The sequence below is a fragment of the Streptomyces sp. NPDC053427 genome (assembly GCF_044544985.1).
Taxonomy (GTDB): Bacteria; Actinomycetota; Actinomycetes; order Streptomycetales; family Streptomycetaceae; genus Streptomyces.
Genome location: NZ_JBITYA010000005.1, coordinates 115,766 through 141,810, shown reverse-complemented (window position 1 = coordinate 141,810; position 26,045 = coordinate 115,766). Strand labels below are relative to the sequence as shown.

Sequence of the window (26,045 nt, the reverse complement as noted above, 5' to 3'; positions counted from 1 at the left end):
CAGCCCTTCGCATTTCCTCTTCGCATGTCCTCTTCGGCTTTCGCATTTCGGCCTGAGGTGCGCCCGCCGGAAGGGGAACTGCGGCTTTCCCGGGCACGGAGGGCTGCGCTCGGACGCCGGGCCACCACGCACCGGTCGTCGCCACCGCCCCGCAGCCCACCCGGCCTCCTCCTACCCACCCTTCACGCCCCCGCGTCCGTAGCGGACGCCGTACGTGTCCCACCGCGCGCCGCCCACAGAATCGAACAGGACCCCCTCCATGAGCACCCTGAGCAAGCTGACGACCCCATCGAGCCGACGACAGTTCCTCACCCTGCTGGGCCTCTCGGCGGTCGCGGTCAGCTGCGGCACCGGGGGTGGCGGCGCGGCCAAGAATCAGACCAAGACCCTGCGGTACCAGGGCTGGGCGGGGTCCGTCATCCTGCCCGAACTGGCCGCGGACCTCGGCTTCCTGGAGGACGTGAAGCTGAAGTGGGTCGGCAACACGATCAGCGGGCCACAGGACATCCAGTCGGCGGCCACCGGGCAGGTCGACTTCGGCGGAGCGTTCAACGGAGCGGTCGTCAAGCTCGCCGCCAGAAAAGCTCCCATCAAGGCCGTCATCAGCTACTACGGCGTCGACAAGGCCGCTTACAGCGGCTTCTACGTCCTCAAGGACAGCCCGCTCCACTCGGCCCGCGACCTGATCGGCAAGAAGGTCGGGATGAACACTCTCGGCGCGCATGCCGAGGCGATGCTCGACATCTACCTGCAACGCCATGGCCTGTCGCGGGCGGACGTCAAGAAGGTCGAGCCGTTGGTGGTGCCCCCGGTCAACATCGAGCAGTCGCTGCGGCAGAAGCAGATCCAGGTGGGCGTCCTCGGCGACATCCTGCGTGACAAGGCCCTGCAGACCGGCGGCATCAGACCGCTGTTCACCGACTACGAGCTGCTCGGCAACTTTTCCGCCGGCACATATGTGGTGAACGACCGCTTCCTGAAGCAGAACCCCGACACCGCGCGCACCTTCGTCACGGGTGTCGCGCGCGCCATCGAGTGGGCCCGCGTCAGACCGCGCGAAGAGGTCATCGACCGGCAGATCGAGATCGTCAAGAAGCGCGGCCGCAACGAGAGCACCGCTCCGCTGAAGTACTGGAAGTCCTTCGGCGTCGCCGAGACCGCCGGACGCATCACCGACAAGGAACTCCAGCTGTGGATCGACTGGCTCGCCCAACGCGGTGACATCGAGAAGGGCCAGGTCAAGGCGTCGGATCTCTACACCAACGAGTTCAACGCGTACAGCCGTAAGGGCAAGCCGTCCCCGGCCGAGCCGACCTCCAAGAGCGGGAGCTGACCCATGCCAGTACCCACCACACCAAAGATCGAGTTCGAGCGGGTGCGCAAGACCTTTCCCGCCAAGAGGGGAAGGGCCCAGGGCCGCGGATCGGCGCACGGGGACGGCGAGTTCACCGCTCTGGACGGCGTCGACCTGCGGATCGACGCGGGGGAGTTCGTCGTCGTGGTCGGCCCCAGCGGATGCGGCAAGTCCACGCTCCTGGACCTGCTGGGCGGCCTCGCCCGGCCGACCGGCGGACGGATCCTCCTGGACGGGGAACCGGTGACCGGTCCCGGCCTGGACCGCGGCATCGTCTTCCAGCAGTACGCCCTGCTGCCCTGGCGCACCGCCCTGGGCAACGTCGAGTTCGGCCTGGAGGCGACCGGCGTGCCACGACGTGAGCGCGCCGCCCGTGCCCGCGCGTACCTGGACCTGGTCGGGCTCACCGGATTCGAGAACCGCCATCCGCACGAGCTGTCCGGCGGCATGCGCCAGCGCGTGGCCATCGCCCGCTCCCTCGCCTACGACCCCGACGTCCTGCTGATGGACGAGCCGTTCGCCGCACTGGACGCCCAGACCAGGGAGTCGCTCCAGGACGAGCTGCTGCGCATCTGGCAGCGCACCGGCAAGACCGTCGTCTTCATCACCCACGGCATCGAGGAGGCGGTCTACCTGGGGCAGCGGGTGGCCGTCATGACCTCCAGGCCCGGTCGCATCAAGCAGGTCGTGCCGATCGAATTCGCCTCCCGCACGAAGACGGACGACCTGCGGTCCAGCCCCGAATTCGCACGCTACCGACACGAGATCTGGACGCTCCTGCACGACGAGGTGACCAGGACCCAACTGCTGGAGAAGGAGGAGGTCTCGGTATGAGCCTCGCAAGCGGTTCGACCACGCGGCGCAGGACCCGGGAGGAGCTCACGACCGGGGAGGAACTCCCTGCGCCGATCACCGACACGCCGTCGGAGCCCACCGAGGAGCCCGCGGCCGTCCCGCCGGTCGCGGGGCGCAGGCCGCGGCTCCACCGGGCCGCCGTGCTACCCCGCATCCTGCGCGCAGTACTGACCGGCGCCACCAAGTCGGTGGCGATCGTCGCCCTGCTGCTCGCGTGGGAGCTGGCGCCCCGCTTCGGCCTGGTGGACGGGACCTTTCTGCCGCCGTTCAGCGAGGTCGCCCAGGCGTGGTGGGAACTCGTCGCCAACGGCCAGCTCGCCGACAACGCCCAGGCGAGCCTGGTGCGTTCGTTCAGCGGATTCGGCATTGCCGTCGCCGTGTCCGTGCCGCTGGGCCTGCTCATCGGCTGGTACCGGCCGGTCGCCGACATCCTCAACCCCTTGCTGCAGGTCTTCCTCAACACCGCCGCCCTGGCCCTGCTTCCGGTGTTCGTCCTGCTCCTCGGCATCGGCGAGACGTCGAAGATCTCCCTCGTGGCGTACGCGTGCGCATGGCCGATCCTGTTCAACACCATCAGCGCGGTACGCACCGTCGACCCCACCCTGCTGAGGCTGGCGAAGTCCATGGACCTGTCCGCCCCGCGGCTGTTCCAGAAGGTGATCCTGCCGGCCTCGGTGCCGACGATCTTCACCGGAATCCGGCTGGCCGGGGCGGTGTCCATCGTCGTCCTGGTCGCCGCCGAGATGATCGGCGCCAAGGCCGGACTCGGCTATCTGATCAACGCGTCCCAGTACAACTTCGCCATTCCGCAGATGTACGCGGGCATCGTCACGATCTCCGTCATCGGCGTGGCCTTCAACCAGCTGCTGGTGGCCGTGGAGAAACGGCTCAGCTCCTGGCGCGTCCCCGCGACGAGCTGACGTCCGTCTCCGCCCCCGCGAGGGAACCCGAAGGAACCCGGAGGAATTTTCCGTGCCCGCAGACAGACCCCGCCGCCTTCATCTCAACGCCTTCCTGATGAACGCCGGCCACCACGACGCCGCCTGGCGGCATCCGCGTACCCAGCCCGAACGCGTCACCGACCGGCGCTACTTCGAGCACCTCGCGCAGACCGCCGAACGCGGCAAGCTCGACTCGATCTTCTTCGCCGACGGCCTGGCCCTGTGGGGCAAGGTCAGACACAACGCGCTCGGCGGTTTCGAACCGCTGACGCTCCTGTCCGCCCTGGCGACGGTGACCGAGCGCATCGGCCTGATCGCCACCGTCTCCACCACCTTCAACGAGCCCTTCCACACCGCCCGGAAGTTCGCCTCCCTCGACCACCTCAGCGGCGGGCGCGCCGGCTGGAACATCGTCACCTCCGGCACGGTCGACGAGGCCCGCAACTTCGGGCTGGACGAACACCTCGAACACGGCCTGCGCTACGACCGGGCCCGGGAATTCGTCGAGGTCGCCACCAAGCTGTGGGACAGCTGGCAGGACGACGCGGTCCTGCTCGACCGCGCGCGCGGGATCTACGTGGACGCCGACAAGGTGCAGCCCGTCGACCACCGGGGGGAGCACTTTGCCGTACAGGGCCCGCTGAACGTGCAGCGCAGCCCGCAGGGACACCCGCTGCTGGTACAGGCCGGTTCGTCCGAGGACGGCAAGGACTTCGCCGCCCAGTACGCCGAGGCCGTGTTCACCGCACAGCAGACCCTCGCCGACGGGCAGGCCTTCTACAAGGACGTGAAGAACCGCCTCGCCCGCCACGGACGTGCCGAGGACGACCTGAAGATCCTGCCCGGGATCTGCCCGGTCATCGGCTCGACGGAGGCCGAGGCCCGCGCCCTGGAGCAGGAGCTGACCGACCTCCAGGTGCCGGAGTACGGCCTCGCCCAGCTGTCGGGGATGCTCGGCACCGACCTGACCGGCCTGCCGCTGGACGGCCCGCTGCCCGAACTTCCCGAGGAGCGGGACATCAACGGCAACAAGAGCCGTTTCACCCTGGTCGCCGAGCTGGCCCGGCGCGACGGCCTGACCCTGCGCGAGCTCATCGCGCGCCTCGGTGGCGGGCGCGGTCACCGCGTCTTCGCCGGGACGCCGGAGCAGACGGCCGACCAGCTCGAAGAGTGGTTCACGCAGGGAGCCGCCGACGGTTTCAACGTCATGCCGCCGCATCTGCCGGGCGGCCTGGAGGACTTCGTCGACCACGTCGTGCCGATCCTCCAGGACCGGGGCCTGTTCCGCACCGAATACACCGGACGCACCCTGCGCGAGCACTACGGCCTGCCTCGCCCCGCAGGCCGGTCCCTCCCCGCCGCCACCGGGACGGCGCTCACGCCATGACCGGCCCGAACCTCCTTCCCCTCACCTCCTGCTCCAGCCGAAACTCCTGAAAGGAACCCACACATGAGCACCAGCGCAGGCTTCGACATCCGCCGGATCGGCGGACGCATCGGCGCCGAGATCATCGGCGCCGACCTCTCCGCCGACCTCGACCCGGCGATCGTGGCCGAGATCAACGCCGCTCTGCTGGAACACAAGGCGCTCGTCTTCCGCGACCAGCAGCTGGACGACGCGGCCCAGCTGCGCTTCGCCGCCCTCTTCGGCGAACTCACCACCGCCCATCCCACCGTCCCGTCCGTCGACGGGCAGCCGCACATCCTGCCCGTCGACGGCGACGAGGGCATCCGTGCCAACCGCTGGCACACCGACGTCACGTTCGTCCGCACACCCCCCAAGGCGTCGACCCTGCGCAGCATCGTCGTCCCGCCCTACGGCGGCAACACACTGATCGCCAACTCGGCCGCGGCCTACCAGGACCTGCCCGCACCGCTGCGCGAGCTGGCGGACACGCTGTGGGCGGTGCACACCAACGACTACGACTACGCCGCCCCGAAGAGCGACAAGGCGGCCGAGCACCGCAAGCAGTTCGTCTCGCGCACGTACCGCACTGCCCATCCGGTGGTCCGCGTGCACCCCGAGACGGGGGAGCGCGGCCTGTTCATCGGCGGCTTCGCGCAGACCATCGAGGGCCTGAGCCCCTCCGAATCCCGGGACCTGCTGCGGATCTTCCAGTCGTACGTGACGCGGCCGGAGAACATCGTCCGGGTGGTCTGGACGCCGGGTGACCTCGTGCTGTTCGACAACCGCATCACCCAGCACTACGCCCCCGACGACTACGGCGACCTGCCGCGCCTGCTGCACCGGGTGACCGTCGCCGGGGATGCTCCGGTGGGCATCGACGGTGCCTCCAGCCGTGTCATCGAAGGCGGTGACGCCGACCACTACACGCCTGCCGTGGCCTGACACCGACGCTTCGCCGGCCGCCGAGGTCCCACTCCGGCACCTCCCGGGGCACCCCCGGAGGTGCCGGAGTACGCCTCCACGCATGCGGGAACGGCCGGTCAGACCAGCCCCGCCAGGACGGCAGCCAGAGGAGCCGGGTCGAGGGGGCCCAGGTGCGGGGCCCGCAAGGAGTGGACATCGAATCGGTTGTCGGGCGTTGCCGTGTCGGCCTCCTTGATCATCCGATTTTGGAGGGCGAGCGGGAGACTGCGGTCGAGCGTGAAGCGGACGTAGCTGCGGGGGATGCGGCCCCAGGTCCCGGGGTGGCCCCGGGCGTCGTCGTTGATGAGCGAGGCCGATTCGTCCGGCTCGAATGTGTTGAGCGCGTTGCGGAAGGCGACGTCGTCGTAGTCCGCCGCAAAGGCGGCCTTCGCCTTGGCGAGGAAGCCGGCGTCGGCCGAGCGCCAGTTGTTGCGGAGGACTCCGGTCCGCTCGGGACTGCCCACGCTCGGAATCGTGGGGAGCAGCGTGGTTCTGCCCTCCGGGGCCAAGAAGCAGTCGAGGATGCTGCGTATCCGGACGCAGCAGAACGCCGACAGGTACACCAACCGCGCTATCGCATCGGGCAGGTGATTGCCCACTCGGGTGATCGTGGCGCCGCCCATGCTGTGGCCGACCAGAACGACCGGCCCCTGCCGGGCCATGCGGCGCACGACGCTCGCGACATGACGGGCGTTGTCCTCCAGGGTTGTCCCGGCCAGGACCGGTGACGGTGCCGTCGCGAACGCCGCCAGGTCCTGTGGCGCCTGGTACGAGGGCGGAAAGTTTCCCTGCGCTCCATGGCCGGGGAGATCCACGGCCAGCGCGCGGTGGCCCGCCAGGGTGAGTGCGGCGATCAGGGGGGCGAAGGCGTAGGCATTGCTGTTGGCGCCGTGCACGAGGAGGAAGGTCGGCCGGCTCCGGGCCGTACCTCCCTCACGCCTGGCGTTCATGCCCAGTGCACTTCCCGCCGCGGCGCCCACCCCGGCCCCGGCCACGACCGTCCCGGCCCGCAACAGTCCCCGCCGGCCGACAGTACGGATCGGGGAGCGCGCGGCTGAACTCCCGTCCTTTGACGGGATGTTCGTCGACTCAGGCATGAGCGCGCCGTTCCGCGTGGCGCGCGACCAGCGCCCGGCCGAGCAGCGCCGCGCCGACGGCGCCGACCGCCAGGTCGGTCCACTGCGGCAGGCCCACCCCTCTGAACAGGCCCGCCACGCCAAAGCTGGTGCTCCACAGCGCCTCGGTGAGGGCCGACCCGAAGCCCTGCACGAACAGGAGCGCCCCCAGCAACCAGCGGGCGCGCCGCCAACTGGTGCCGTCCTGCTGCCTCGTACGCCTCACGGTCATGCCGATTCCTCCGGTCGTCGGATTCAAGAGTGGCGATACGCGTGTATCGATATGAACGTATCAGATAGACTCGGCGGCATGCCCAGACAGGTGGATTACGACAACCGGCGGCGTCAGATCGTGGCGGCGGCCTTCGCCCTCATCGGTGAGCGAGGGCTCGAGGGCGTGACCATGCGCGACGTCGCAGCCCGGGCGGAAGTGTCGGTGGGAGCCGTGCAGCGGTGCTTCGCCGGCAAGGAGGAGATGATGGTCTCCGTCGTGGAGGACATGAACCAGCGGGTCGGCGCGCGGGTACAAGGCCGGATCGCCCACTCCGTCGACCCGGATGCGGCCGCGACGATGCTTGAGCACACACTCGCCGGCATCGTGCCGCACGACGAACAGAGCCTGGCGGAGACCCGGGTCTGGCTCGCCTTCGCCGCGCAAGCGGCCGTCACGCCCGGCCTGGCAGCCGTCCAGCGCAAGCAGTACGAGGGTCTCGCGGAACTCATCGGCCTGCTGCTCCGCACGGCACAGGCGTCCGGCGACGTCCGCTTCGATATCGACGCGGAACAGGAGGCGGAGGCCCTGATTGCCTTCACCGACGGGCTCAACATGCAGGTCGTGGTGGGCCGGCACACCCCGGACTCGGCGCAGGCGGCGCTCGAACGCCGACTCCTCGCACTCCGGACCACGGGGTGAACACCCGGCTCGGCCGTCGGCGTCGCCGGCCGCTGCATCCGAGCGCAGCGGCCCACAACACCCGGTCAGTCCAGGGAAGTTGAGGTGTGACCGCGATGCGCGCCCGCCTGGCGCCGGGTGGCGTGGAGGGAGCCGAGGAGATCGAGGGCCTGGGCGCTGGGGCTGCCCGGTTCGGCGTGGTAGACGACGAGCTGCTGGCCGGGGGCGTCGCGTACGTCGAAAGCCTGGTAGGTGAGAGTGAGCGGGCCGACGTCCGGGTGGAGGAAGTGCTTGGCGTCCTGGGTCTTGCCGCGCACCGTGTGGGCGTTCCACAGACGGGCGAAGTCCGCGCTGTGCTCCGAGAGGGTGCGGACGAGTGCGTGCAGCCGTGGGTTGTCCGGGTCGAAGCCGGCCGCCTGGCGGAGGTTGGCGACGGTGGCCTGGGCCGCCCGGCTCCAGTCCGCGTAGACCTGCCGGCCCGCGGGATCGGCGAAGGTCATGCGGGCCAGGTTGTCCGCCGGCTCGAACGGGGCGTAGAGGGCATCCGCCAGGGCGTTGACGGCGAGGAGGTCCAGGGTCCGGTTCATGACGAACGCCGGAGTGTGGGGAAAGCCGTCCATCAACTGGCGCAGCGCCGGGCTGACCCGCTCGGCGGCGTGAACGGAGGGGCGGTCGCCCGGGGTGGCCCCGGCCAGCCGGAACAGATGCGTCCGGGCATCCGCGTCGAGGTGCAGCGCGCGGCTGAGGGCGTCGAGTACCTGGGGTGAGGGGTGGCGTTCGCGCCCCTGTTCCAGGCGGGTGTAGTAGTCGGCGTTCATTCCGGCCAGGACGGCGACCTCCTCACGGCGCAGTCCGGCAACTCTGCGGGCCCCGAAGCTCGCCATACCGACATCCTCCGGCCGCAGGCCGGCGCGACGTGCCCGCAGGAAGTGTCCCAGGTGGTTGTCGTCCATGTGTTCAGGCTAGGCGGCGGCCCACCGCGCCGCCTGGGTGTGCCGCACCCAGGCAGCACGCGTCCTGGTCGACCCCCGCCGACCTGCCCAGACTCGGTGGAGCCGGACAGAACCGCACCAACCGAGGAAAGGAGTCCGCCATGACCGCAACCGCCGACGACGACCACGTCGACGTGATCGGAATGTGGGTGACCGCGGACGGTCACATCCGTCAGGAGCTGTTGCCGGACGGCCGCTACGACGAAGCCCGCGGCGAGCGGCGCAGCGCGTACACGGGCCGATACACGGTGACCGGCAGCCACGTGGACTACGTCGACGACACCGGTTTCACCGCGACGGGCGACATCCGGGACGGAGTGCTCCACCACGAGCATCTCGTGCTGTACCGGGAGGCGAAGTCGTCATGACGCAGACTGCCAAGGTCGTCCTGGTCACCGGGGCGAGCAGCGGGATCGGCGAGGCGACGGCCCGCCGCCTCGCCGCAGACGGCCACCGGCTGTTTCTGGGCGCACGCCGCACCGACCGTCTCGAGGAACTGGTCGAACAGATCACCGCCGACGGCGGCACCGCGGTGTACCAGCGGCTGGATGTCACCGACGCGGCCGATGTACGGGCCTTCGTATCCGCCGCCCGAGAGCGTTGGGGACGGGTCGACGTGATGGTCAACAACGCCGGGGTGATGCCGCTTTCGCCGCTCGCGGCGCTGAAGGTCGAGGAGTGGGACCGGATGCTCGACGTGAACGTCCGCGGTGTGCTCCACGGCATCGCCGCGGCCCTGCCGGTCATGCGGCAGCAGGCCGGCGGACAGTTCGTGAACATCGCTTCGGTCGGCGCGTACGAGGTGGTGCCCACCGCCGCGGTGTACTGCGCGACCAAGTTCGCCGTGCGCGCCATTTCCGAGGGGCTGCGTCAGGAATCGACCGGAGACATCCGGGTCAGCGTCGTCTCTCCGGGCGTCACCGAGTCCGAACTGGCCGATTCCCTCTCCGACCCGCGTGCCCGCGAGGACATGAAGGCCTACCGTTCGGTGGCCATCCCCGCGTCCGCGATCGCCGACGCGGTCGCCTTCGCCATCTCCCGGCCCGCCGAGGTGGACGTGAACGAGATCGTGGTCCGCCCGGCCGCCTGCGCTCAGTAGCCCGCTGCCCGACGGGGGTGCAACTCCGCACCCTCGTCGGGCTCGTGGCGCAGCGGCAGGCGCTCGTGTCACACGTCACACCTCATGAGTTCTCGGTGTGCCACCCGACGGAAGATCGGCGATGAGAGACTGTGGATAACTAGAACAATTGAACCAATGAGGGGCAGAACGTGAAGGTGACGATTTCGCCGCGGTTCTCCGAAGTCGACGTGCTCGGCCACGTCACAAATTCCGCAGTGCCGGTCTGGTTCGAGCACGGTCGGTTGCCGATTTTCCGGCTGTTCAGCAAAGAAACGAACATGCGCGACCTCGCGCTCATCCTACGTCGGTACGAAATCGACTTCACCCGGCAGATCTTCGCGGCCGTCGATGTCGTCGTCGAGACCAAGGTGGCGAAGATCGGCAACACCTCGATCGCTATCGAGCAGATCGCCACGCAGGACGGTGCCGAGGTCGCCCACGGCACCTGCATCATGGTCCACTTCGATTACGAAAGGGAAACCACCACCAGCATCCCGGACCACCTGCGAGCCGAACTGAGCGCGCTGTAGCACCGGAACCGAAAACCGAATTGCCGGCTGAGATTGGACTATTTCCGTGAGTACGTTGCACAACCCGTTGGTCGACCTTGATTCGTCGGAGTTCCTTGACAACTTCCAGCGCAACCTCGACGAGTTCGACAGCGCCCGACTGCCGCAGGAGCCGCTGTCCAGGGAAAGCCTGCGGAAGCTGGTCGAGTTAGGTATCTACTTACCGGCCATCCCGCGCGAGTACGGCGGCCGGGAAAGCCACCGCGAGATGTGCGAGATCATCGAAATCATGTCGGAGCGCAATCTGCCGCTGGGCATGTACGCGATGATCGTGACCGTCCTCTTCCTCCGCAACGTGGCGGCCAGCGGTGATGACGCGCTGAAGGCGGAGGTCTTCCACGATTTCGTCAACAACCCCGTCATCGGCGGTCTCGCCTTCACCGAACCGGGCAGCGGATCGAACCTCGCACGCATGCAGACCACGTACCACGACGACGGTGACACGTACCGAATCACCGGAACCAAACACTGGCAGGCGTTCAGCGAGCAGGCGGACTGGTGGATCATCTGTGCCAAGCATCCGGAGCGCAAGGAGTTCGCCTATTTCGCCCACAAGCGCTCGGACGGCGGATTCGTCACCACCGAGGTCTACGACAGCCTCGGGCTGAAGAATCTCGGATACGGACTGAACACCCTGGACCTGCGCGTACCCCGCCACTACCGGCTCACCAAGACCAGGGAGCATCTGGGCGACGCCGCCGAGATCCTGTGCGCGTCCCGGTTCAGCAAAGCCGCCATGGCCAGCGGCTTCCTGCGCCGGCTGAACGCGGAGGCGCTGCGTCAGGTCAGTACAAGAAAGATCGGCGACGGCACACTGCACGACATCGACTATGTGCGGTACAAAGTCGATCGCATCAAGCAGAACTACGTGGTGTGCAACGCGCTGTATCGGCAGCTGATGCTGGCGGAGAACTACTACACGGACCTGGAAAACAGCATGTTCGCCTCACTGGCGACCAAGGTGCTGGCTTCCGAACTCATGCTGGAATCGGCCATCGACTACCAGCAACTGTGCGGCGGAGAAGGGTACCGGATGGGCGCGCCGGACAACATCGCCGCCTATGCCCTGCTCGACGCGCGCGTCTACACCGTCTTCGACGGAACGAATGACCTGCTGTGCCAGCATCTGGCGAATCTGTTCCTGCGTCAGTTCCAGCAGTCGGGGCTCCGGTCGCCGCTGGAGTTCATCGGCCGGTTCGCCTATCTGGAAGACGCGTTCTTCCATCTCACCGATATCAACCTCAGCCACTTCGCCGACGCACTGTCCCAGGACAAGATCGTGATCCTGGGCCGCATCCTGTCCCGAATATATGGAATCAGCGCGCTGCAGAAGGCGTCCCGAACGGCCACGCCCGGCACGCGGCTCGCCGTGGACGAAGCCGACTACCCCAAGGCGATCGCGGTGCTGAAGAACGAGATCGTCGCCCTGGTCAATGAGTACGAGTTGGCCAACCGGCTCGTCGGCGCCCAGGCGGCGCCGGGTGCGATGCATTCGCCCGCCGCCATGGTCACGGCCGACGCCAAGGTTGGCATGCACTAGTGGCCGGCGAGAACGGAAAGCGCAAGGGTGCGCTCATCGCGTTGGCGTTCGTCATCATCTACGGATCGGGTTTTGTGGGCGGTCGCTACGGCCTGCCCTATGCGGAACCTTTCGCCTACCTGGCAATCCGGTTCGGTGCGACCGCGGTTATCTTGTTCGCCCTGATCGTGTGCTTGCGGGTCGCCTGGCCACGCTCGGGCTATGTCCACCTCATCCTCAGCGGCATCCTGCTGCAAGGTGTGTTCTCCGTCGGGGTGTTCTACGCGCTCTACCTCGGCATGACCCCCGCGGTCTCCGCGCTGATCATTGCGCTGCAACCGATTCTGGTGTGGCTGATGGTTTCCGTCGTGACCGCGAGAAAGGTCCGGCTGCTGTCGGTGCTGGCCCTGATCGGCGGGGTGGTCGGTGTCGCCATCACGGTGTACCGGGGCCTGGAGTCGTCATCCGGGCTCACCCCGACCAATATCGCCTTTGGATTCCTCGGCTTGGTAGGACTGTCCACCGGACAGTTCTACTACCAGATGAAGAACCCCGGTGCGCACCTGCTGATCAATGGATTCGTTCAGTCCGGCTCGTCGGCCGTCGTCATGCTCGTCGGCGCCTTGATCTTCGAGAAGGGCGTCATCCGCTGGACGCCGGAGCTGCTGCTGTCGGAACTCTGGATGTCGGTCGGTGTGTCGATCGGTGCGCTCAGCCTGCTGTTCGTTCTGATGCGTTCGGAGAGCGCGGACCGGGTGGCGTCGTACTTCTACGGCGTACCGATCGCCGCGGGACTGATCGCCTGGCCCGTACTGGGCCAGCGCCCGACCGTGTCGGAGATCATCGGGTTCGCGGTCATCGTGATCTCGATCATCGTCTTCAACCGCGCCAGCAGACCACCCCGCGCCGAACACGCACCCGCGGTGCCGGTCGACGACTCCGTGCCCGCGAGGGATCGCCCCTGAGGAAGGTCGGGGACTGGCGCGGTGGCTGACGCTCCGTTCCAGTCCCCGCACGTCGGGACGGGCCTGGCCCGGCAGTACCGACAACTGCCAAGACGCCCGCCGTCCGCCCGGCTCACCCCATGACGGAGCGGGAAGAACCTTCGGTGCCGGGCCGTTTGCGGGAGAAGGCACCGAGGCTGATGACGTTGCCCGTGCACTCGCCCGTGTACCGCACGGGGGAGCGGTCGTGGTCGTGGCCCGCCTCCACGCGGTCGATCAGCGCGGCGAGGAACCGGCCCACCAGGGGAGCGTTCTTGAACTGGTTGCCGCTCGTACCCATTGCGACATAGAACCCGCCGAGGTCGGTGCGGTCGTAGATCGGCGTCCAGTCGTCGGCCACGTCATAGACGCCGGCGATGCCGGTGGGCCGGTTGGGGACGGTGAGCAAGGGAAAACGCCGCGCCGCTCGTGTCACCTGGGCCGCGAACCGCGCGGGCGTCGGGTAGGGGCTGGAAGTGTCCGGATCCTCGATCCACTCCAGCGGGTCGCAGGCGGGTTCGGTGCCGCCGACGAGGACCTTGTCCCCGGCGGCGGGACGCAGATAGACGCCGAGGTCGAGATCGGCGAGGACCGGCCCGAAGGCATCCCCGACGCCGTACCCGCGCGGCGCGGCCACCTGATGGACTTCCTGCCGCAGCGGCCGCACCCCGACCGTGAACTCGCCCCCGACTCCGGCCATCCGGTTGAACGCGCCCGACCACGGACCGGCCGCATTGACCACCACCCGCGCCGCGATCCGGGTGCCATCGGCGAGCCGGACGCCCGACACCCGGTCCGCGCAGCGGTCGACGCCGACGACGGTGCGATGGAACAGCAACCGCGCCCCGAGACCCGCCGCCGCGTCCGCGAGGTTATGCGCCGCGAGCTGCGGATCATCGACGAAACCGGCGTCCGGTGTGAACAGGGCGCCGAGTTCGCCGGAGGGCTCGGCGAAGAACGCGTCGTCGCGCACCGGCTTCGGAGGCCCGTACCGGCCCGCATCGATACCGGGCACCCGGCTGCGCAGCGTCGCGGCGTCCCATCGTTCGTACGACACGCCCACCCGGTCGAACAGGGCGGCAACCGCCGCCGTCCCGGCATCCGGCGTGTCGAGCAGCACCGCACCGGTCCGGCGGAACGCCGCCACGGGACCGTCGCCACGGCCGCCGAGATGCGACGCCCAGTTCTCCCAGTGGTGCCGCGCTTCCCAGGCCGTGGCGACGCCGTCCCAGGTGGAGTAGTTGAAACGGACGACAGCGCTCGAGGCGCTGGTCGAACCGTGCCCGGCGCCGCCGGATTTGTCGACGACGACGACCCGGCGCCCGCCACGCGCCAGCTCGAACGCGACGGCGGCACCGATCACCCCGGCCCCGACGACGACCGCGTCCGCGCCGGCCGGCCCGCGGTCCGTTTCCTGGATCGCCATCGGAGGGGTCACCGCCCGTTCGGAGTCGTCGTCGGAGGCTGTGGTGCGGATCCGGCACCCGACGGGAAGTGGCACGCCGCCAGGTGCGGCCGCCCGCCGGCGCCCGGCTGTGGATCCCGCTCGGCGCAGACCGTCCGCTCGGGATACCGGTTCGGCCCGACCGGGCAGCGGGGATGGAACCGGCATCCGCCCGGTGGCGCCGCGGGATCGGGGACCTCCCCCGAGAGCCGCGGTTCCCCCGTCAGCAACGGCCCGTGCAGACTCGGTACGGACGCCAGCAGCGTGCGCGTGTACGGATGCTGCGGCTCGGCCAGCAAGCGCTCGGCCGGGGCCGTCTCGACGATCCGGCCCAGGTACATCACCGCGATGACGTCCGACACGTAGCGGACCGCGGCAAGGTTGTGGCTGATGAACAGCAGGGACAGGCCCAGCCGGCGCTGCAGATCGCGGACCATGCTCAGGACCGCCGCCTGCACCGACACATCGAGCGCCGAGGTGATTTCGTCCGCGATCAGGATGTCGGGACCGACGGCGAGCGCGCGGGCGAGGGCCACCCGCTGACGCTGGCCGCCGGACAGCTCCCGCGGCATCCGGTCCCCGAGCCGCGCCTCGAGACCGACCAGGTCCAGCAGTTCGGCGATGCGCCGCTCACGGGCGCGCCCGTCGAGCCTGCGGAACGCGCCCGCCGCCTCGGCCAGCGTCCGACGCACCGTCATCCTCGGGTCGAGCGCGGTGTCCGGGTCCTGGAACACCATCTGGACCCGTTGCCCCAGCCGGCGCCGGTCGCCTACCGTACGGCTGCGCACCTCGCGCCCGTCGACCAGAACGCGCCCGCCGGACAGCCGGGACAGCCCCACGACCGCCCGCGCCAGACTCGACTTCCCCGAACCGGACTCGCCCACCAGGCCGACGGTGGCGCCCTCCGGCACCTCCAGCGAAACCCGGTCCACGGCCGTGACCGCGCCGCCCGGCCCCTCGTGGCGGACGGTGACCTCGTCCAGAGCCAGTCCCGTCATGACGTCTCCGCCTCCTCCCTCGACGACATCGCCGGCAGCGGATACCAGCACGCCACCTGATGGCCGGAGCCGAGCGCGGACAGGGCCGGGTTCTCCGTCGTGCAGCGGTCCCGCCGGTGGGCGCACCGCCCGTGGAACGGGCAGCCCGTGACGTCGCCGGGCGACTCGGACGGCGCCCCGTCGGCCGTGCGCAGCGGACGGCTCCGGTCAACGGCCATATCGGGCACGGACTCCACCAGGGCGCGCGTGTACGGATGGCGGGCCCCGGTCGCGAGGCGCCCGGCCGGCAGGTTCTCGACGACTCGCCCCCCGTACATGACCAGGACCCGGTCGCACAGCTGCGCGACGAGGGCCACGTCGTGGCTGATGAACAGGACCGCGGTGCCGGCGTCGCGCCGGATCCCGGCGAGCAGTTCCACGATCCCCCGCTGCACCGTGACGTCGAGCGCCGTCGTCGGCTCGTCCGCGATGATCAGCTGCGGCCGCATCATCAGCGCCGTCGCGATCATCACCCGCTGCCGCTGCCCCCCGGACAACTGGAACGGACGGGACCGCAGCAGCCGGCGCGCACCGGGCAGGGCGACGCGCCCCAGGCTTGCCACTGCCTGCTCGACGGCCTCCGACCGGGGCACCCCGCGGTGCGCCCGCACCGCCTCGGTGACCTGTGTGCCGAGACGCAGCGCGGGATTGAGCGACGAGGCCGGGTTCTGGAAGATCATCGCCAGGCCGGTCGCGAGCCGCTTGTGCCGCTCCTTCCGCGTCAGGGCCGCGGCGTCCGTCCCGAGGAAGCGGTGGGTCCGCCAGGTCACCCGTGCCCGCTCCGGCAGCAGGTCGGCGATCGCCAGCGCCGTCAGCGACTTGCCGGATCCGGATTCGCCGACCAGCCCCACGATCTCGGCGCGCCGCAGGGCGAGCGTGACACCGCGCACCGGGCGGACCACCCCGTCCGCCGTGGGGATCACCACCTCCAGGTCCTCGACCCGCAGCACCTCATCGTCGTCGCCCGCCACCGGGCCCTTCGCGGCGGGCGGCCGGGGCGCCGGCTCGGCCGCGCGGGGTGGACCGGCGCGGCGGGCGACGCCGCCCGCCAGCACCTCGCCGAGCAACTGACAGGCCAGCCCGGCGTAGACGATGGCGATTCCGGGTGCGACCGCGGACAGCGGTTCGACATAGATCCGGTCCAGTCCCTGGCTGAGCAGCAGCCCCCAGTCGTACCCGGGCGGCTGCACACCCAGCCCGAGAAAGCTCAGCCCGGACAGCGCGACGAGCATCGCACCGGCCGAGATCGTCGCATTGAGCATCAGCGGTTCGGCGATGTTGGGCAGGACGTGACGCATCAGCAGCCGGTGTCGGCGCAGGCCCAGGACGCGCGCCGCCGCCATGAAGTCCGTGCCTGCGACGCCGGCGGCGAGCGTCTGCGCGATCCGCGCGACGCCCGGCGTGGCGGCGACGGCCAGCGCGAACACCGCACCCCGGGCCCCCGCGCCGAAGATCACCGAGCAGAAGATCGCGACCAGCAGGCCGGGGAACGCCAGCAGGAGATTGATCAGCGCCCCGAGCAGCCGCCGGCTGCGCGCGCCCACGACGGCGGTGAGCGCCCCGAGCGTGACCCCCGCCGCCGAGCCGAGCAGCGCCGCGGTGAGCGCCAGCAGCAGGGACAGGCGGGTCGCCGCGAGCACCCGCGCCAGCAGATCGCGGCCAAGGTAGTCCGTGCCCAGCAGATGCGCGGCGGACGGACCCTGCAGCACCGCCGACGGGTCCGGCCGGTCCGCCGCCGGACCCCAGACCACGGGCCCGATGACGGCCAGGACGGCCAACGACCCGAGCATCGTCACCGCGACGACCGCCATCGGCGAGGACCACCGCGACCGGGCCCCGCGCGACCTTGCCCGGGTGCCGGGACGCGGCGCCCGCAGGGGCAGCGAAGGCATCATGGCGTCAGCTCTCCCGGATGGCCGATCGGGGGTCGAGCAGCGCGAGCACCACATCGACCAGGAAGTTCGCGACGAGCACGGCCGATCCCAGGATCAGCACCGCCGCCTGCACCACCGCATAGTCCTGCGTGACGGCGGACTGCGCGATCGCCGCCCCGATGCCCGGCCAGGCGAACACCTTCTCGACGAGTACGGTCCCGGCGATCAGGGCGGGCAGCAGGTTCCCCGCGATCGTCAGCGACGCGGTCAGCATGTTCGGTGCCGCGTGGCGCAGGTAGAGCGTGGCGGCCGGCAGCCGCTTCCCCCGGGCGGCCCGCAGATAGTCCTCGGCCAGCACCTTCAGCGTCTCCACCCGTACGATCCGCAGGAGTACGGCGGCCGGGGCGAGCGCCAGCGCGAGCACGGGCAGCACGAACGACTGCGCACCCACATCGCCCGCGACCGGGAACAGGTGCAGTCCGACGGCGAGCCCCGCCGTCAGCCCCGCGGCGAGAACGAAGTCCGGCAGGCCCGCCAGCACCGACGTCGTGGTCGTGAACACCAGCTCCGCGCGGGGCCGCCGCCCGTCGCGGGTGAGGATCCCGGCGAGCAGGCCCCCCGGAAGGGCGATGACGAGCACGCACAGGAACGCCAGGACCGCGAGCTGCAAGGTGGCCGGCAGCCGCGTCCTGACCAGGTCCGCCACCGGGTCGCCGGTCACCAGCGACACCCCCAGCTCGCCGTGCACCAGATCGCGCAGGTAATGCCGGTACTGCGTCAACAGCCCTTCGTCCAGGTGAAGTTCGTGCCTCTTCGCCGCCACCAGGCCGGGCGCGGCGTCCACACCGAGCGCGGCGCGGACCGGGTCGCCGGGAACCAGCCGGATCATCGCGAACGAACCGGTGACCACGATGACCAGCGAGACGATCAGCCGCACCGCACGCCGGCACAGGAACACCGGCCACGGGTGCCGCCGCGCCACGGCGCCGAGCCGCGCGGACACGGTCGTCATCGGCGAACCTCCTCGTCCCGACCGGCGGCCGACCGGCGCTGTCCATTGCTGTCCATCGCTGTCTGTCGCTAACTGTGCAGCCGGATGCTGGTCGGCACGATCTGCCCGCCGAAGCCGACGGAGAACGTCGTCCGAAAGCCGTAGACCACGCTCGTACCGTCCGCGATCGGCAGCGCATTCGCCGAGCGGAACAGCGCCGCGGCGGCCTTGTTCCACGTCCGGCAACTGTCCTTGTCCGCCTGGCGCAGGGCGCGCGCGACCAGTCGGCGGTACTCCGGATTGTCGATTCCCGCGAAGTTCAGCCCCTTGTCCGGCGGCGGCCCGGAGAAGTACCGGATGAGCTCGGACGGCAGCGGCGGACCCGGCGAACTGCCGACCACCACATCGAAGTTCCCGTCCTGGTACATCGCCTTCACCAGCGCGTTCAGGCCTTCGCTGACGAGCTCGACCTCCGCCCCCAGCGCGGTCCAGGTCGCGGCCATCAGCTCCGCGACCGACGGCAGCGTCGAGCCGAGGTCGGGGCTGCTGAGCAGGCGCACGCGCAGCGGCCGGCCGCCCTTCGCCAGCCGGCCGTCGGTGTTCTTCCGCCAGCCCGCGGACTTCAGCATGCGCGCGGCGCCCCGTGCGGGCAGGCTCGCCGCGGCCACGTCCGCATGGCAGACGGCATTCGTCGCGGTCAGGCCCGTCGCGGGCGTTCCGCTGCCGCCGACCGCCACATTGGCCAGTCCCTTGCGGTCCAGAGCGGCCACGAGGGCCCGGCGGACGACGGGGTCGCCGAGCGGACGGCCGGCGCGCTGATTGAAGAAGGTCAGCCCCACCATCGTCGGCACCTCGGCCGTGGTCAGCCCGCGACCGGCGAGCCGGGCGCGGTCCGGCCCGGTGACCTTCGCCATGTTCACCCCGCCGGTGAGCAGCAGATTCGACGCGGTGGACTCCTGCGGCACCACCGACATCACGATCTTCGCGGGCTGCCCCGGCACACCGTTCGACGCCCCGCCCGGCCCCCACGCATACCCCTTGCGCACGGTGAACACGTACGGCCCGCCGGACCGGTACCCGGTCAGCACGTACGGGCCCGTGCCGTTCGTTCCCCGCTCCAGCGACCGGGGACGCGCCAGCCCGCCGGGGCAGACGACGGGCAGCACGCCGATCGTCCGGGTGATGAAGCTGTACGGCGACGACATCCGCACCGACACCGTCCCGGCCGCATCGTCGGCCGTCGCCGTGAACGGGATGCCGGACAGCGAGGCCTGGGCGCCGACGAGCCGGTTGCGCGGGTCGCCCGCATACGTCAGCGACCGCGCGACCCCGGAGGCGGTCAGCGCCGTACCGTCGGCGCAGGTCACGCCCCGGCGCAGGGTGAACGTCGCCGACGTGGCGGCCGTCCGCCACCTCGTGGCCAGACCGGAGACCAGCTCACCCTCCGGCGACACATTGACCAGCGAGTCATAGGCATAGCGGGCCACACCGGTACCGAACTGGGAGTACGGGTTGAAGTTCGTGGTCTCGGAGGCCGCGGCGATCCTGACGGTGCCGCCGACGACGACCGGGGAACGCGTCGAGGACGTGACACCGGCCCCATCGCAACCGGCCAGCCCCACCGATACGGCGGCCGCGGAGGCCACCACGGCCGATCGCGCTGCGGCTGATGACACAGTGCGACGGCGCATGGCGCTCATCGTGCCACCACAACGGCCCATGTCCGGTCGGCACTTCAAAGCCGCAGGGCCGTCGACCGCCCAAACCCTCCGTTCGGGTGAGCGCGGCCGGTATCCGCCATTCGCAACGCGCGCTCGTGACAGCTCCCCGCCCCTGACCCACACTTGCCCCATGGCGACGCACGCACCGGACCCGGTCGGAGAGCCCGCGACCCACCAGCTCAACCGCCTCGCGGCCGCCTACTGGGACTTCCTCCTCGCCCGGGACCCGCTGCTCCGGACGCGCCGCGGCCTGCCCGTCGAAACGCTGCCGGGGGTATCCGCAGCGGAGGCCGAGGAACGCGCCCGATTCGCGTCCGGCATCCAGGACCGGATCCGCGCCCTCGACCTCGCCGACCTGCCCGGCCCCGCCGCCGACACCGCCGGTTTCCTCACCGCACTGGCCGAACAGGACGTGCAGGCGGGCCGCTACCACTGGCTGACCCCGACCGCCACGCCGTACGCGCTCTACCGCCTCTCCCTGTACGGCGACACGGTCTTCCGTCCCTACACCTTCGAGGACGCAACCGACGCGGACCGGTACCTGTCGCTCGTGCACGACCTGGCCCGCTCCGTCGCCACGATCGCCGACAAGACGGCCGGCCAAGCGGCCCGCGGCTGCCGCATCCCGACCCCCGCGCTGCCCGGCGTCCGGACCACCCTCACCGGTCTGCGGGCACTGACCGCACGTTACGTCGAGGCCGACGACGAGCGGCTCGCCCGCCTCTCCCCGGCCGCCCGCGGCCGGCTGCGCGACGGCGTACCGCGGCTCGTCGCCACGGAACTGCACCCGGCGTTCGACCGCCTCCTCGCCCTCATCGACGATCCGGAGTACGCCCGCCAGGCCCCCCAGGCCGTCGGATGGGCCCACTACGACGGCGGCGAAGAGGCATACCGGTCCTTCGTACGGACGTACACCACCGGCGAGGCACCACCGGAACGGCTCCACGAACTCGGCCGGGAACACTGCCGCGAACTCGCCGACCGGATGCGCGAGGCCCGCACCGCACTCGGCTTCTCCGGCGCCGAGAGCGCATTCCACCAACGGCTGGCCACCGACCCCCGCCTGTACGCCGCCACACCCCAGGAGGCCGAGGCCCGGTACCGAAGCCACCTCGACCGGCTCACGCCGCTGCTGCCGCGCTGGTTCGCGACCCTGCCCCGCGCCCCGTACGGCGTGGCCCGTCTCGACCCGGCGCTGGAGCCGTCCATGACCTTCGGCTACTACGAGCAGCCCACCGCCGCACAGCCGGTCGGACGCTACCGCTACAACGGCTCGGACCTGGCGAACCGGTCACTGCTCGGTTCCGCCGCCCTCATCTACCACGAACTGGCACCCGGACATCACTTCCATCTCGCCCGCCAGGCCGAGAACTCCACCCTGCCCGACCTGCGGCGGGAACTGACCGTGTTCGGCGCGTTCGACGAGGGCTGGGCGGAGTACGCGGCCGGACTGGGCTGGGAGATGGGCCTCTACGACGACCCGTGGGACGCGTACGGACGCCTGGCCCACGAACGGTTCACCGCGCAGCGTCTCGTCGTCGACACCGGGCTCAACCTCGGCACGATGACCCTCGAAGAGGCGAGGGCCTTCATGCGTGCCCATTGCACCGAATCCGATGCGCAGATCGCCACCGAGCTGCTGCGCTATGGGACCGACCTCCCCGGCCAGGCGCTGACGTACCGCGCCGGCTACGCGGAGTTCACCGCCCTGCGGGCGCGGGCCGAAAGCCGCGCGGGCGCCGGGTTCGATGTCCGGGCCTTCCACGAGGCGGTCCTCGAAGGGGGCACGCTGCCGTTTCCCGCGCTGTCCCGCCGCGTGGCGCGCGAACTGTCCGCGCGCGACGATTTCCCTGCCGATGCATCGGCGGCGTACTGACCGCCGCTCCGGGACCGGCCGCCGCCCGAACCGTGGTGCGCGGAGGAGGGAGGGACGGATGCGTCCGGGCATGTGTGCCACCAACATGGTGCTGGCGCTGGTCAGCCGGGACTGGGCGGGGCTCCCCCTCGCCCTGTTGCCCGCCGCAGCCGGGGGCTGGTGCATCGCTCTCGGCTCGGCCTGGGCCGTTCCGGGCGGCCTCCTGCTGGGCATCGCCGCGCTGCTGGCCGCGGGCTCCCTGCGGCACCTCGTGCACGTGGCACGCGCCGGAGCGAGCAATCCGCCACCGGGCCGGATGGTCGACGTGGGGGGCCATCGCATCCACCTCCTTGCCGAGGGAGAGTCCGCCACCAGGCCCGCGGTGGTGTGGATGCCCGGCGGCCATGCCGGTGGCCACGCCATGCACCATCTGCACACCATGCTGCGGGAGCACACGCGCTCCATCCTGGTCGACCGGCCGGGCTCGGGTTGGAGCGACGCCGGGCCCTTCCCGCGCACGACGGCGGCCGAAACGGGCGAACTGCTCACGGCCCTGGAGCGGGCGGGCGAGAAAGGGCCCTTCGTGTTCGTGGGGCACTCCTTCGGCGGGTTGCTCGTCGCCAACGCCGCCCGACGCCGCCCGGACCTCGTCGCGGGCCTCGTCCTGCTCGATCCCACACCCCCGGACGTCGTCACCTACGGCCCGCCGAACCCGGTACTACGGCAGTCCGGTCCCCGTTTCTTTCTCCGGAGCGCCGTGCGCAAGCTGTTCGGCATCCACCCCGGCGCCGCCGCCGACTCCACACCCGCCGTCGGCTCCAGGACCCGCGCCGACTGCGCGGCGGCCTCGATCTTCCGTGAACTCACCCCGGCCGGTATGGCGGGCGTCGGCTGGCAGACCGTGGTCTACGACGGCGACCTCGGGGACCTCCCCCTGCTGCTCGTCGCACCGCGCGATCTGACCGGGGGCGGGCAGGTGCTCGAGGTGGGCCGCGACGCCGCGGAAGCCGCCCGGATACGCCGCTTCTACCTCACCACCCGGGAACGCTTCCTGGCGACCTCCACCGCCTCCAGGCGGATCCACACTCCGGAAGGAACCGGCCACGGTTTCCCCGACGAGGATCCCGGATTCGTCGCCGAAACCGTGCGAACGCTGCTGAGCGAACTGGAGTCGAACCGCCCGGCCGCCTCGTCATAGGCGCCGGAATTCTCGGCGGTCGACGGATTTCCGCCCCGGCACGCATACGGCGGGGTTGGCCTGAATTTGCGGGGCCGCGGCGGGCCGTGTACCCGAAAGGATGAAAGGCTCTGGCGCTATTTGGCTCTGCCCGTCAAGCCTCGGCTATGGTGTGTGAAGTGGGTGGTAAGTTCCGGGAAGCGGAAATTCCTACTATTCCGTAGCGTCGATTCAATCCGTACCAAGGTGAATTGTGGGAGGAAGGAATTCCTCCTCCGGCCGGAGTCGGCCGAACGTTTCCGTCCGCAGGGCTGTGCGCCGTTTCGGTGTGTGCCTGGGGCGGGGTATTCGTGCTGCGTACACATAAACGAGAGGGATGTAAGACCATGCCGCCTGTAGTGCCTCCCTTCCTGATCGGGCTCATTGCGGCTCCCCTCGCCAAGAGGCTGATCAAGCCGCTGGTGCGGGGGGTCGTCAAGACGTCCGTGGGACTGGCGATGGAAGTCAAGAAAGCCGCCCATGAGGCCGGTGAGGGGATCCAGGACCTCGCCGCCGAAGTGGCCGCCGAGATGGTCACCGCCCAGATGATCCCCGTAGCCGACGGCGGCAGCGCCGGCGGAACCGGCACCGATGGCAAGGGCACGGCCAAGCCCCGCGCCACCACGAGCAAGGCGAACTGAGCCACGGCGTCTTCCGTCGGCCAAGTGCCTGTGTGGGCGCGAATCCCGTCCCGCGATCGTTTCACGGGAAGCTGATTTCACGATCACCCGAGAGACGCGCCCACACCCGGGTGGCCATCCCCGTTCAGCGTTTTCAGATTTTTTCGCATTCCCCTCCTTTCTTTCCGGGCCCCGTCGCGCCCGAATTCACGAGGGTATGCCAATCCGAAAAACAGGAGATTTTGCAGATGCCATCCCTGGTGGGTACAGCATCCGTGTGCCGGCCCACGAACGCTGACGTACGGGCGCGGTCGGTAATCCCCGGCCGTCAGCGCTGGGATGTCGGGTTCGTGCTCGGCCGGCCGCGCATCGCAGAAATCCTCGCGGCCGCACTGCGGAAAATCCCCGGCATCAAGGAGGCGCGCGCCAATCCGGTCACCGGACGGCTCCTCGTCCTGCACGACCCGACGGTGAACGCGACGGACGTCGGGCGGCTCATCCGGAAAGCCGTCGCGCTGATCGCCGAAAGGACCGGCCTGCCCGGCCTGCCCGCGACCGACCCGTCCGGCGCGACCGCGGGCACCTCCGCGACGGCACCGAATCGCGACACCGTCCGCACCGTCACGCTCGCCGGCGGCGCGGCCGCGGTCCTTGCCCTGGGTGGACACAAACTGCTGCGCAAGCCCCTCGTGGCCTTCGGCGGCGTCGTGACGGCAACGGCCGTCGTCGTGCAGCGGGCCTGGCGCAGAGCCGCCGCCCAACGGGAATCCTCGTCCGCCACCGGGGCCTCACCACACCCCCTGCTGCGGATCGTCGGCCCGCACAAGCGCCGGTTCTGCTTCGCCTCCCTGCTGTCCGTCACCAGCCAGATCACCGAAATGGCCCTCAGCCTCTTCCTCGGCTGGATCGCCCTGGTGCTCATCAAGGGCGAGAGCGCGGCCCTCGTCGGTCTCGGACTCGCCGGTGCGTCGGCCCAGTTGTGGTTCCTGGCCGGTGCGGCCGCCCTGGTCTGTCTGGCCGCGGCGGGCCTCTCGTACGCCTCGGGCCTCGAATGGCGCAAGCTCGGCCAGACCGTCCAGCACGACTGGCGCAATGCGACATACGCACACGTACAGCACCTGGAACTGGGGCAGTTGGAGGGCGAGCGGACGACCCGGATCGCCGGCGCGCTGACCGAGGACATCACGCAGCTGGGCAACTTCCTCGCCACGTCGATGAACGAGGTCATCCAGATCGCCACCAGCTTCCTCGTCCTCGTCCCGGTCTTCCTCCTCCTGGCCCCCGAGATCGCCTGGATCGCCTTCCTGCCGGTGCCGATCGTCGCCTGGCTGTCGTTCCACTACCACGACCGGGTCGCCGCCGATTACGCCGTCTCCGGCGAGAACCGGGCGAAGCTCCACAGCCAGCTGGTCAACAACCTCGAAGCGAGCGCGACCGTCAAGAGCTTCTGTGCCGAGGACTACGAAGCGGACCGCATCGACCGTCTCAGCGAGATCTACCGGCAGAGCAACCACCGCACCGACCGGAGCACCATCCTGCACACCGAGACGATCCGGGTGTGCACCACCGCCTCCATGGCCGGAACCCTCCTGCTCGGCGGCCGCGCGGTGCTCAACGGCACCCTCCCCTTCGAGGTGTTCAGCCCCTTGATCGGCCTGCCGCAGCAGGTTCTGTGGCGACTCACGCGACTGGGCAGCACCGTCGACCAGTACCAGCGGACCCTCGAGGCCTATGGCCGGATCCAGCGCCTGCGCAGCCTCCCCGTCGAATCCCACGGCAACGGCCGACGGCTCGACGCGGACCGGGTCACCGGCGACATCGTCCTGGACAAGGTGACCTTCGCCTACCCCGGACGTCCCCCCGTCCTGGAAAACCTGTCCCTGCGCATGGCCCCCGGACGGGTCACCGGCATCGTGGGTGCCACCGGCTCCGGAAAGACGACAATCGCGAAGTTGCTGATGCGTTTTCAGGACGCCGAGTCGGGGCGCGTGTTGCTCGACGGAGAGGACCTTGTGCGTCTGCCGCGCAAAGAAGTGCGCAACGCCGTCGGTTTCGTCGCCCAGGAGCCCTTCCTCTTCGACGGGACGATCGCCGAGAACATCGCCTACGGCAGCTTCGACAGCCCGCCCGAGCACGTGGTGCGCGCCGCGCGCATGGCCGAGGCGCACGATTTCATCGAGGCGATGCCGGCGCAGTACGACACGATGATCGGAGAGCGCGGCGCCGCGCTCTCCGGCGGCCAGAAACAGCGCATCGCCTTGGCCCGGGCCATGCTCAAGAACTCACCGGTCGTCATCCTCGACGAAGCCACCTCGGCCGTCGACAACGAAACCGAGGCGGCCATCCAGCGGACTCTCAGGAGCTTCGCGGCGGACCGGACCATGGTCATCATCGCGCACCGCCTGTCGACGATCCGGCATGCCGACTGGATCTACGTCATGGACAAGGGCGGAGCCGTGGCGGAAGAAGGCACCCACTTCGACCTGCTCGCGCGCGAGGGGCTGTACGCATCCCTGTGGCACCTTCAGGCCGGCGAGAAGGTCGCATAAGTCGCCGCTGTCCGCAGGCCGGGGCGG

The 26,045-nt window shown here is 70.1% G+C and carries 23 protein-coding genes; 15 read left to right on the top strand and 8 right to left on the bottom strand.

All coding sequences use genetic code 11. The features are described 5' to 3' along the window. Nucleotides 1–259 precede the first annotated feature (259 nt). The 5 genes from ACIGWZ_RS15440 to ACIGWZ_RS15420 all read left to right on the top strand — a co-directional run bounded on the left by ACIGWZ_RS15440 (nt 260) and on the right by ACIGWZ_RS15420 (nt 5,500). Nucleotides 260–1,333 (top strand): ABC transporter substrate-binding protein, encoded by a 1,074-nt coding sequence (locus ACIGWZ_RS15440; protein ID WP_400064658.1) that lies wholly within the window; start codon nt 260–262, stop codon nt 1,331–1,333. Between the two features lie 3 nt (nt 1,334–1,336). Continuing rightward, nucleotides 1,337–2,188 (top strand): ABC transporter ATP-binding protein, encoded by an 852-nt coding sequence (locus ACIGWZ_RS15435; protein ID WP_400064656.1) that lies wholly within the window; start codon nt 1,337–1,339, stop codon nt 2,186–2,188. Beyond that, entirely contained in the window at nt 2,185–3,129 is a 945-nt protein-coding gene (locus ACIGWZ_RS15430) for an ABC transporter permease (protein WP_400064654.1), read from the top strand. The genes ACIGWZ_RS15435 and ACIGWZ_RS15430 overlap by 4 nt, the downstream gene beginning before the upstream one ends. A 52-nt stretch (nt 3,130–3,181) precedes the next feature. Further along, nucleotides 3,182–4,537, top strand: coding sequence for an LLM class flavin-dependent oxidoreductase (locus tag ACIGWZ_RS15425; RefSeq protein ID WP_400064652.1), 1,356 nt, complete (start codon nt 3,182–3,184; stop codon nt 4,535–4,537). 63 nt (nt 4,538–4,600) lie between these two features. Further along, nucleotides 4,601–5,500: a TauD/TfdA dioxygenase family protein gene (locus tag ACIGWZ_RS15420; protein WP_400064651.1), complete on the top strand. Its 900-nt coding sequence runs from the start codon at nt 4,601–4,603 to the stop codon at nt 5,498–5,500. A 98-nt stretch (nt 5,501–5,598) separates the two neighbouring features. Here ACIGWZ_RS15420 and ACIGWZ_RS15415 read toward each other — a convergent pair whose 3' ends face one another. Together ACIGWZ_RS15415 and ACIGWZ_RS15410 are read right to left on the bottom strand one after the other, a co-directional pair. Then, entirely contained in the window at nt 5,599–6,471 is an 873-nt protein-coding gene (locus ACIGWZ_RS15415; RefSeq protein WP_400064650.1) for an alpha/beta hydrolase, read from the bottom strand. A 139-nt stretch (nt 6,472–6,610) separates the two neighbouring features. Then, nucleotides 6,611–6,868, bottom strand: a complete 258-nt coding sequence (locus ACIGWZ_RS15410; RefSeq protein WP_400064648.1) for a hypothetical protein — start codon at nt 6,866–6,868, stop codon at nt 6,611–6,613. A 78-nt stretch (nt 6,869–6,946) separates the two neighbouring features. Between ACIGWZ_RS15410 and ACIGWZ_RS15405 the strand changes: the two genes are divergently transcribed. Next, entirely contained in the window at nt 6,947–7,549 is a 603-nt protein-coding gene (locus ACIGWZ_RS15405; protein ID WP_400064646.1) for a TetR/AcrR family transcriptional regulator, read from the top strand. A gap of 65 nt (nt 7,550–7,614) precedes the next feature. On the opposite strand, the gene ACIGWZ_RS15400 is transcribed toward ACIGWZ_RS15405, so the two are convergent. Continuing rightward, on the bottom strand, nt 7,615–8,481 hold the full coding sequence (locus tag ACIGWZ_RS15400; protein ID WP_400064644.1) for a helix-turn-helix transcriptional regulator: 867 nt from the start codon (nt 8,479–8,481) through the stop codon (nt 7,615–7,617). 140 nt (nt 8,482–8,621) lie between these two features. Here ACIGWZ_RS15400 and ACIGWZ_RS15395 point away from each other — a divergent pair, with 140 nt between their 5' ends. The 5 genes from ACIGWZ_RS15395 (at nt 8,622) to ACIGWZ_RS15375 (ending at nt 12,693) form a co-directional block, all read left to right on the top strand. Beyond that, nucleotides 8,622–8,888, top strand: a complete 267-nt coding sequence (locus tag ACIGWZ_RS15395) for an Atu4866 domain-containing protein (protein WP_400064643.1) — start codon at nt 8,622–8,624, stop codon at nt 8,886–8,888. Continuing rightward, nucleotides 8,885–9,619, top strand: a complete 735-nt coding sequence (locus ACIGWZ_RS15390; protein ID WP_400064641.1) for an SDR family oxidoreductase — start codon at nt 8,885–8,887, stop codon at nt 9,617–9,619. The genes ACIGWZ_RS15395 and ACIGWZ_RS15390 overlap by 4 nt, the downstream gene beginning before the upstream one ends. A gap of 170 nt (nt 9,620–9,789) precedes the next feature. Next, nucleotides 9,790–10,170, top strand: coding sequence for an acyl-CoA thioesterase (locus tag ACIGWZ_RS15385; RefSeq protein ID WP_400064639.1), 381 nt, complete (start codon nt 9,790–9,792; stop codon nt 10,168–10,170). Nucleotides 10,171–10,237: 67 nt separating this feature from the next. Continuing rightward, a complete protein-coding gene (locus ACIGWZ_RS15380; RefSeq protein WP_400064637.1) occupies nt 10,238–11,749 on the top strand; it encodes an acyl-CoA dehydrogenase family protein in 1,512 nt (503 codons plus the stop codon). Continuing rightward, nucleotides 11,749–12,693 (top strand): DMT family transporter, encoded by a 945-nt coding sequence (locus ACIGWZ_RS15375; protein ID WP_400064635.1) that lies wholly within the window; start codon nt 11,749–11,751, stop codon nt 12,691–12,693. Before ACIGWZ_RS15380 ends, ACIGWZ_RS15375 begins: the two co-directional genes overlap by 1 nt. 112 nt (nt 12,694–12,805) lie before the next feature. On the opposite strand, the gene ACIGWZ_RS15370 is transcribed toward ACIGWZ_RS15375, so the two are convergent. The 5 genes from ACIGWZ_RS15370 to ACIGWZ_RS15350 all read right to left on the bottom strand — a co-directional run bounded on the left by ACIGWZ_RS15370 (nt 12,806) and on the right by ACIGWZ_RS15350 (nt 19,748). Further along, nucleotides 12,806–14,137 (bottom strand): NAD(P)/FAD-dependent oxidoreductase, encoded by a 1,332-nt coding sequence (locus ACIGWZ_RS15370; RefSeq protein ID WP_400064633.1) that lies wholly within the window; start codon nt 14,135–14,137, stop codon nt 12,806–12,808. 8 nt (nt 14,138–14,145) lie between these two features. Further along, a complete protein-coding gene (locus ACIGWZ_RS15365) occupies nt 14,146–15,153 on the bottom strand; it encodes an oligopeptide/dipeptide ABC transporter ATP-binding protein (RefSeq protein WP_400064631.1) in 1,008 nt (335 codons plus the stop codon). Further along, nucleotides 15,150–17,003: a dipeptide/oligopeptide/nickel ABC transporter permease/ATP-binding protein gene (locus ACIGWZ_RS15360; protein WP_400064629.1), complete on the bottom strand. Its 1,854-nt coding sequence runs from the start codon at nt 17,001–17,003 to the stop codon at nt 15,150–15,152. Before ACIGWZ_RS15360 ends, ACIGWZ_RS15365 begins: the two co-directional genes overlap by 4 nt. Before the next feature lie 88 nt (nt 17,004–17,091). Next, nucleotides 17,092–18,078, bottom strand: coding sequence for an ABC transporter permease (locus tag ACIGWZ_RS15355; protein ID WP_400064627.1), 987 nt, complete (start codon nt 18,076–18,078; stop codon nt 17,092–17,094). Nucleotides 18,079–18,146: 68 nt separating this feature from the next. After that, nucleotides 18,147–19,748 (bottom strand): ABC transporter substrate-binding protein, encoded by a 1,602-nt coding sequence (locus ACIGWZ_RS15350; protein WP_400064625.1) that lies wholly within the window; start codon nt 19,746–19,748, stop codon nt 18,147–18,149. 160 nt (nt 19,749–19,908) lie between these two features. Here ACIGWZ_RS15350 and ACIGWZ_RS15345 point away from each other — a divergent pair, with 160 nt between their 5' ends. The 4 genes from ACIGWZ_RS15345 to ACIGWZ_RS15330 all read left to right on the top strand — a co-directional run bounded on the left by ACIGWZ_RS15345 (nt 19,909) and on the right by ACIGWZ_RS15330 (nt 26,018). Beyond that, nucleotides 19,909–21,654 carry a DUF885 domain-containing protein gene (locus ACIGWZ_RS15345; protein ID WP_400064623.1) on the top strand — a complete coding sequence of 582 codons (1,746 nt, stop codon included), beginning with the start codon at nt 19,909–19,911 and terminating at the stop codon, nt 21,652–21,654. A 70-nt stretch (nt 21,655–21,724) separates the two neighbouring features. Further along, complete coding sequence (locus ACIGWZ_RS15340; protein WP_400064621.1) at nt 21,725–22,831, top strand: alpha/beta fold hydrolase; 1,107 nt, start codon at nt 21,725–21,727, stop codon at nt 22,829–22,831. Nucleotides 22,832–23,196: 365 nt separating this feature from the next. Further along, entirely contained in the window at nt 23,197–23,490 is a 294-nt protein-coding gene (locus ACIGWZ_RS15335; RefSeq protein WP_400064619.1) for a DUF5132 domain-containing protein, read from the top strand. Between the two features lie 329 nt (nt 23,491–23,819). Beyond that, on the top strand, nt 23,820–26,018 hold the full coding sequence (locus tag ACIGWZ_RS15330; protein WP_400064617.1) for an ATP-binding cassette domain-containing protein: 2,199 nt from the start codon (nt 23,820–23,822) through the stop codon (nt 26,016–26,018). The last annotated feature ends 27 nt before the right edge of the window (nt 26,019–26,045 follow it).

Coding starts and splice junctions, on each gene's coding strand:
- ACIGWZ_RS15410 (WP_400064648.1), bottom strand. CDS start 6,868: ATGACCGTGAGGCGTACGAGGCAGCAGGACGGCACCAGTTGGCGGCGC.
- ACIGWZ_RS15335 (WP_400064619.1), top strand. CDS start 23,197: ATGCCGCCTGTAGTGCCTCCCTTCCTGATCGGGCTCATTGCGGCTCCC.
- ACIGWZ_RS15440 (WP_400064658.1), top strand. CDS start 260: ATGAGCACCCTGAGCAAGCTGACGACCCCATCGAGCCGACGACAGTTC.
- ACIGWZ_RS15420 (WP_400064651.1), top strand. CDS start 4,601: ATGAGCACCAGCGCAGGCTTCGACATCCGCCGGATCGGCGGACGCATC.
- ACIGWZ_RS15430 (WP_400064654.1), top strand. CDS start 2,185: ATGAGCCTCGCAAGCGGTTCGACCACGCGGCGCAGGACCCGGGAGGAG.
- ACIGWZ_RS15435 (WP_400064656.1), top strand. CDS start 1,337: ATGCCAGTACCCACCACACCAAAGATCGAGTTCGAGCGGGTGCGCAAG.
- ACIGWZ_RS15370 (WP_400064633.1), bottom strand. CDS start 14,137: ATGGCGATCCAGGAAACGGACCGCGGGCCGGCCGGCGCGGACGCGGTC.
- ACIGWZ_RS15395 (WP_400064643.1), top strand. CDS start 8,622: ATGACCGCAACCGCCGACGACGACCACGTCGACGTGATCGGAATGTGG.
- ACIGWZ_RS15340 (WP_400064621.1), top strand. CDS start 21,725: ATGTGTGCCACCAACATGGTGCTGGCGCTGGTCAGCCGGGACTGGGCG.
- ACIGWZ_RS15345 (WP_400064623.1), top strand. CDS start 19,909: ATGGCGACGCACGCACCGGACCCGGTCGGAGAGCCCGCGACCCACCAG.
- ACIGWZ_RS15390 (WP_400064641.1), top strand. CDS start 8,885: ATGACGCAGACTGCCAAGGTCGTCCTGGTCACCGGGGCGAGCAGCGGG.
- ACIGWZ_RS15405 (WP_400064646.1), top strand. CDS start 6,947: ATGCCCAGACAGGTGGATTACGACAACCGGCGGCGTCAGATCGTGGCG.
- ACIGWZ_RS15355 (WP_400064627.1), bottom strand. CDS start 18,078: ATGACGACCGTGTCCGCGCGGCTCGGCGCCGTGGCGCGGCGGCACCCG.
- ACIGWZ_RS15415 (WP_400064650.1), bottom strand. CDS start 6,471: ATGAACGCCAGGCGTGAGGGAGGTACGGCCCGGAGCCGGCCGACCTTC.
- ACIGWZ_RS15350 (WP_400064625.1), bottom strand. CDS start 19,748: ATGCGCCGTCGCACTGTGTCATCAGCCGCAGCGCGATCGGCCGTGGTG.
- ACIGWZ_RS15400 (WP_400064644.1), bottom strand. CDS start 8,481: ATGGACGACAACCACCTGGGACACTTCCTGCGGGCACGTCGCGCCGGC.
- ACIGWZ_RS15365 (WP_400064631.1), bottom strand. CDS start 15,153: ATGACGGGACTGGCTCTGGACGAGGTCACCGTCCGCCACGAGGGGCCG.
- ACIGWZ_RS15360 (WP_400064629.1), bottom strand. CDS start 17,003: ATGGCGGTCGTCGCGGTGACGATGCTCGGGTCGTTGGCCGTCCTGGCC.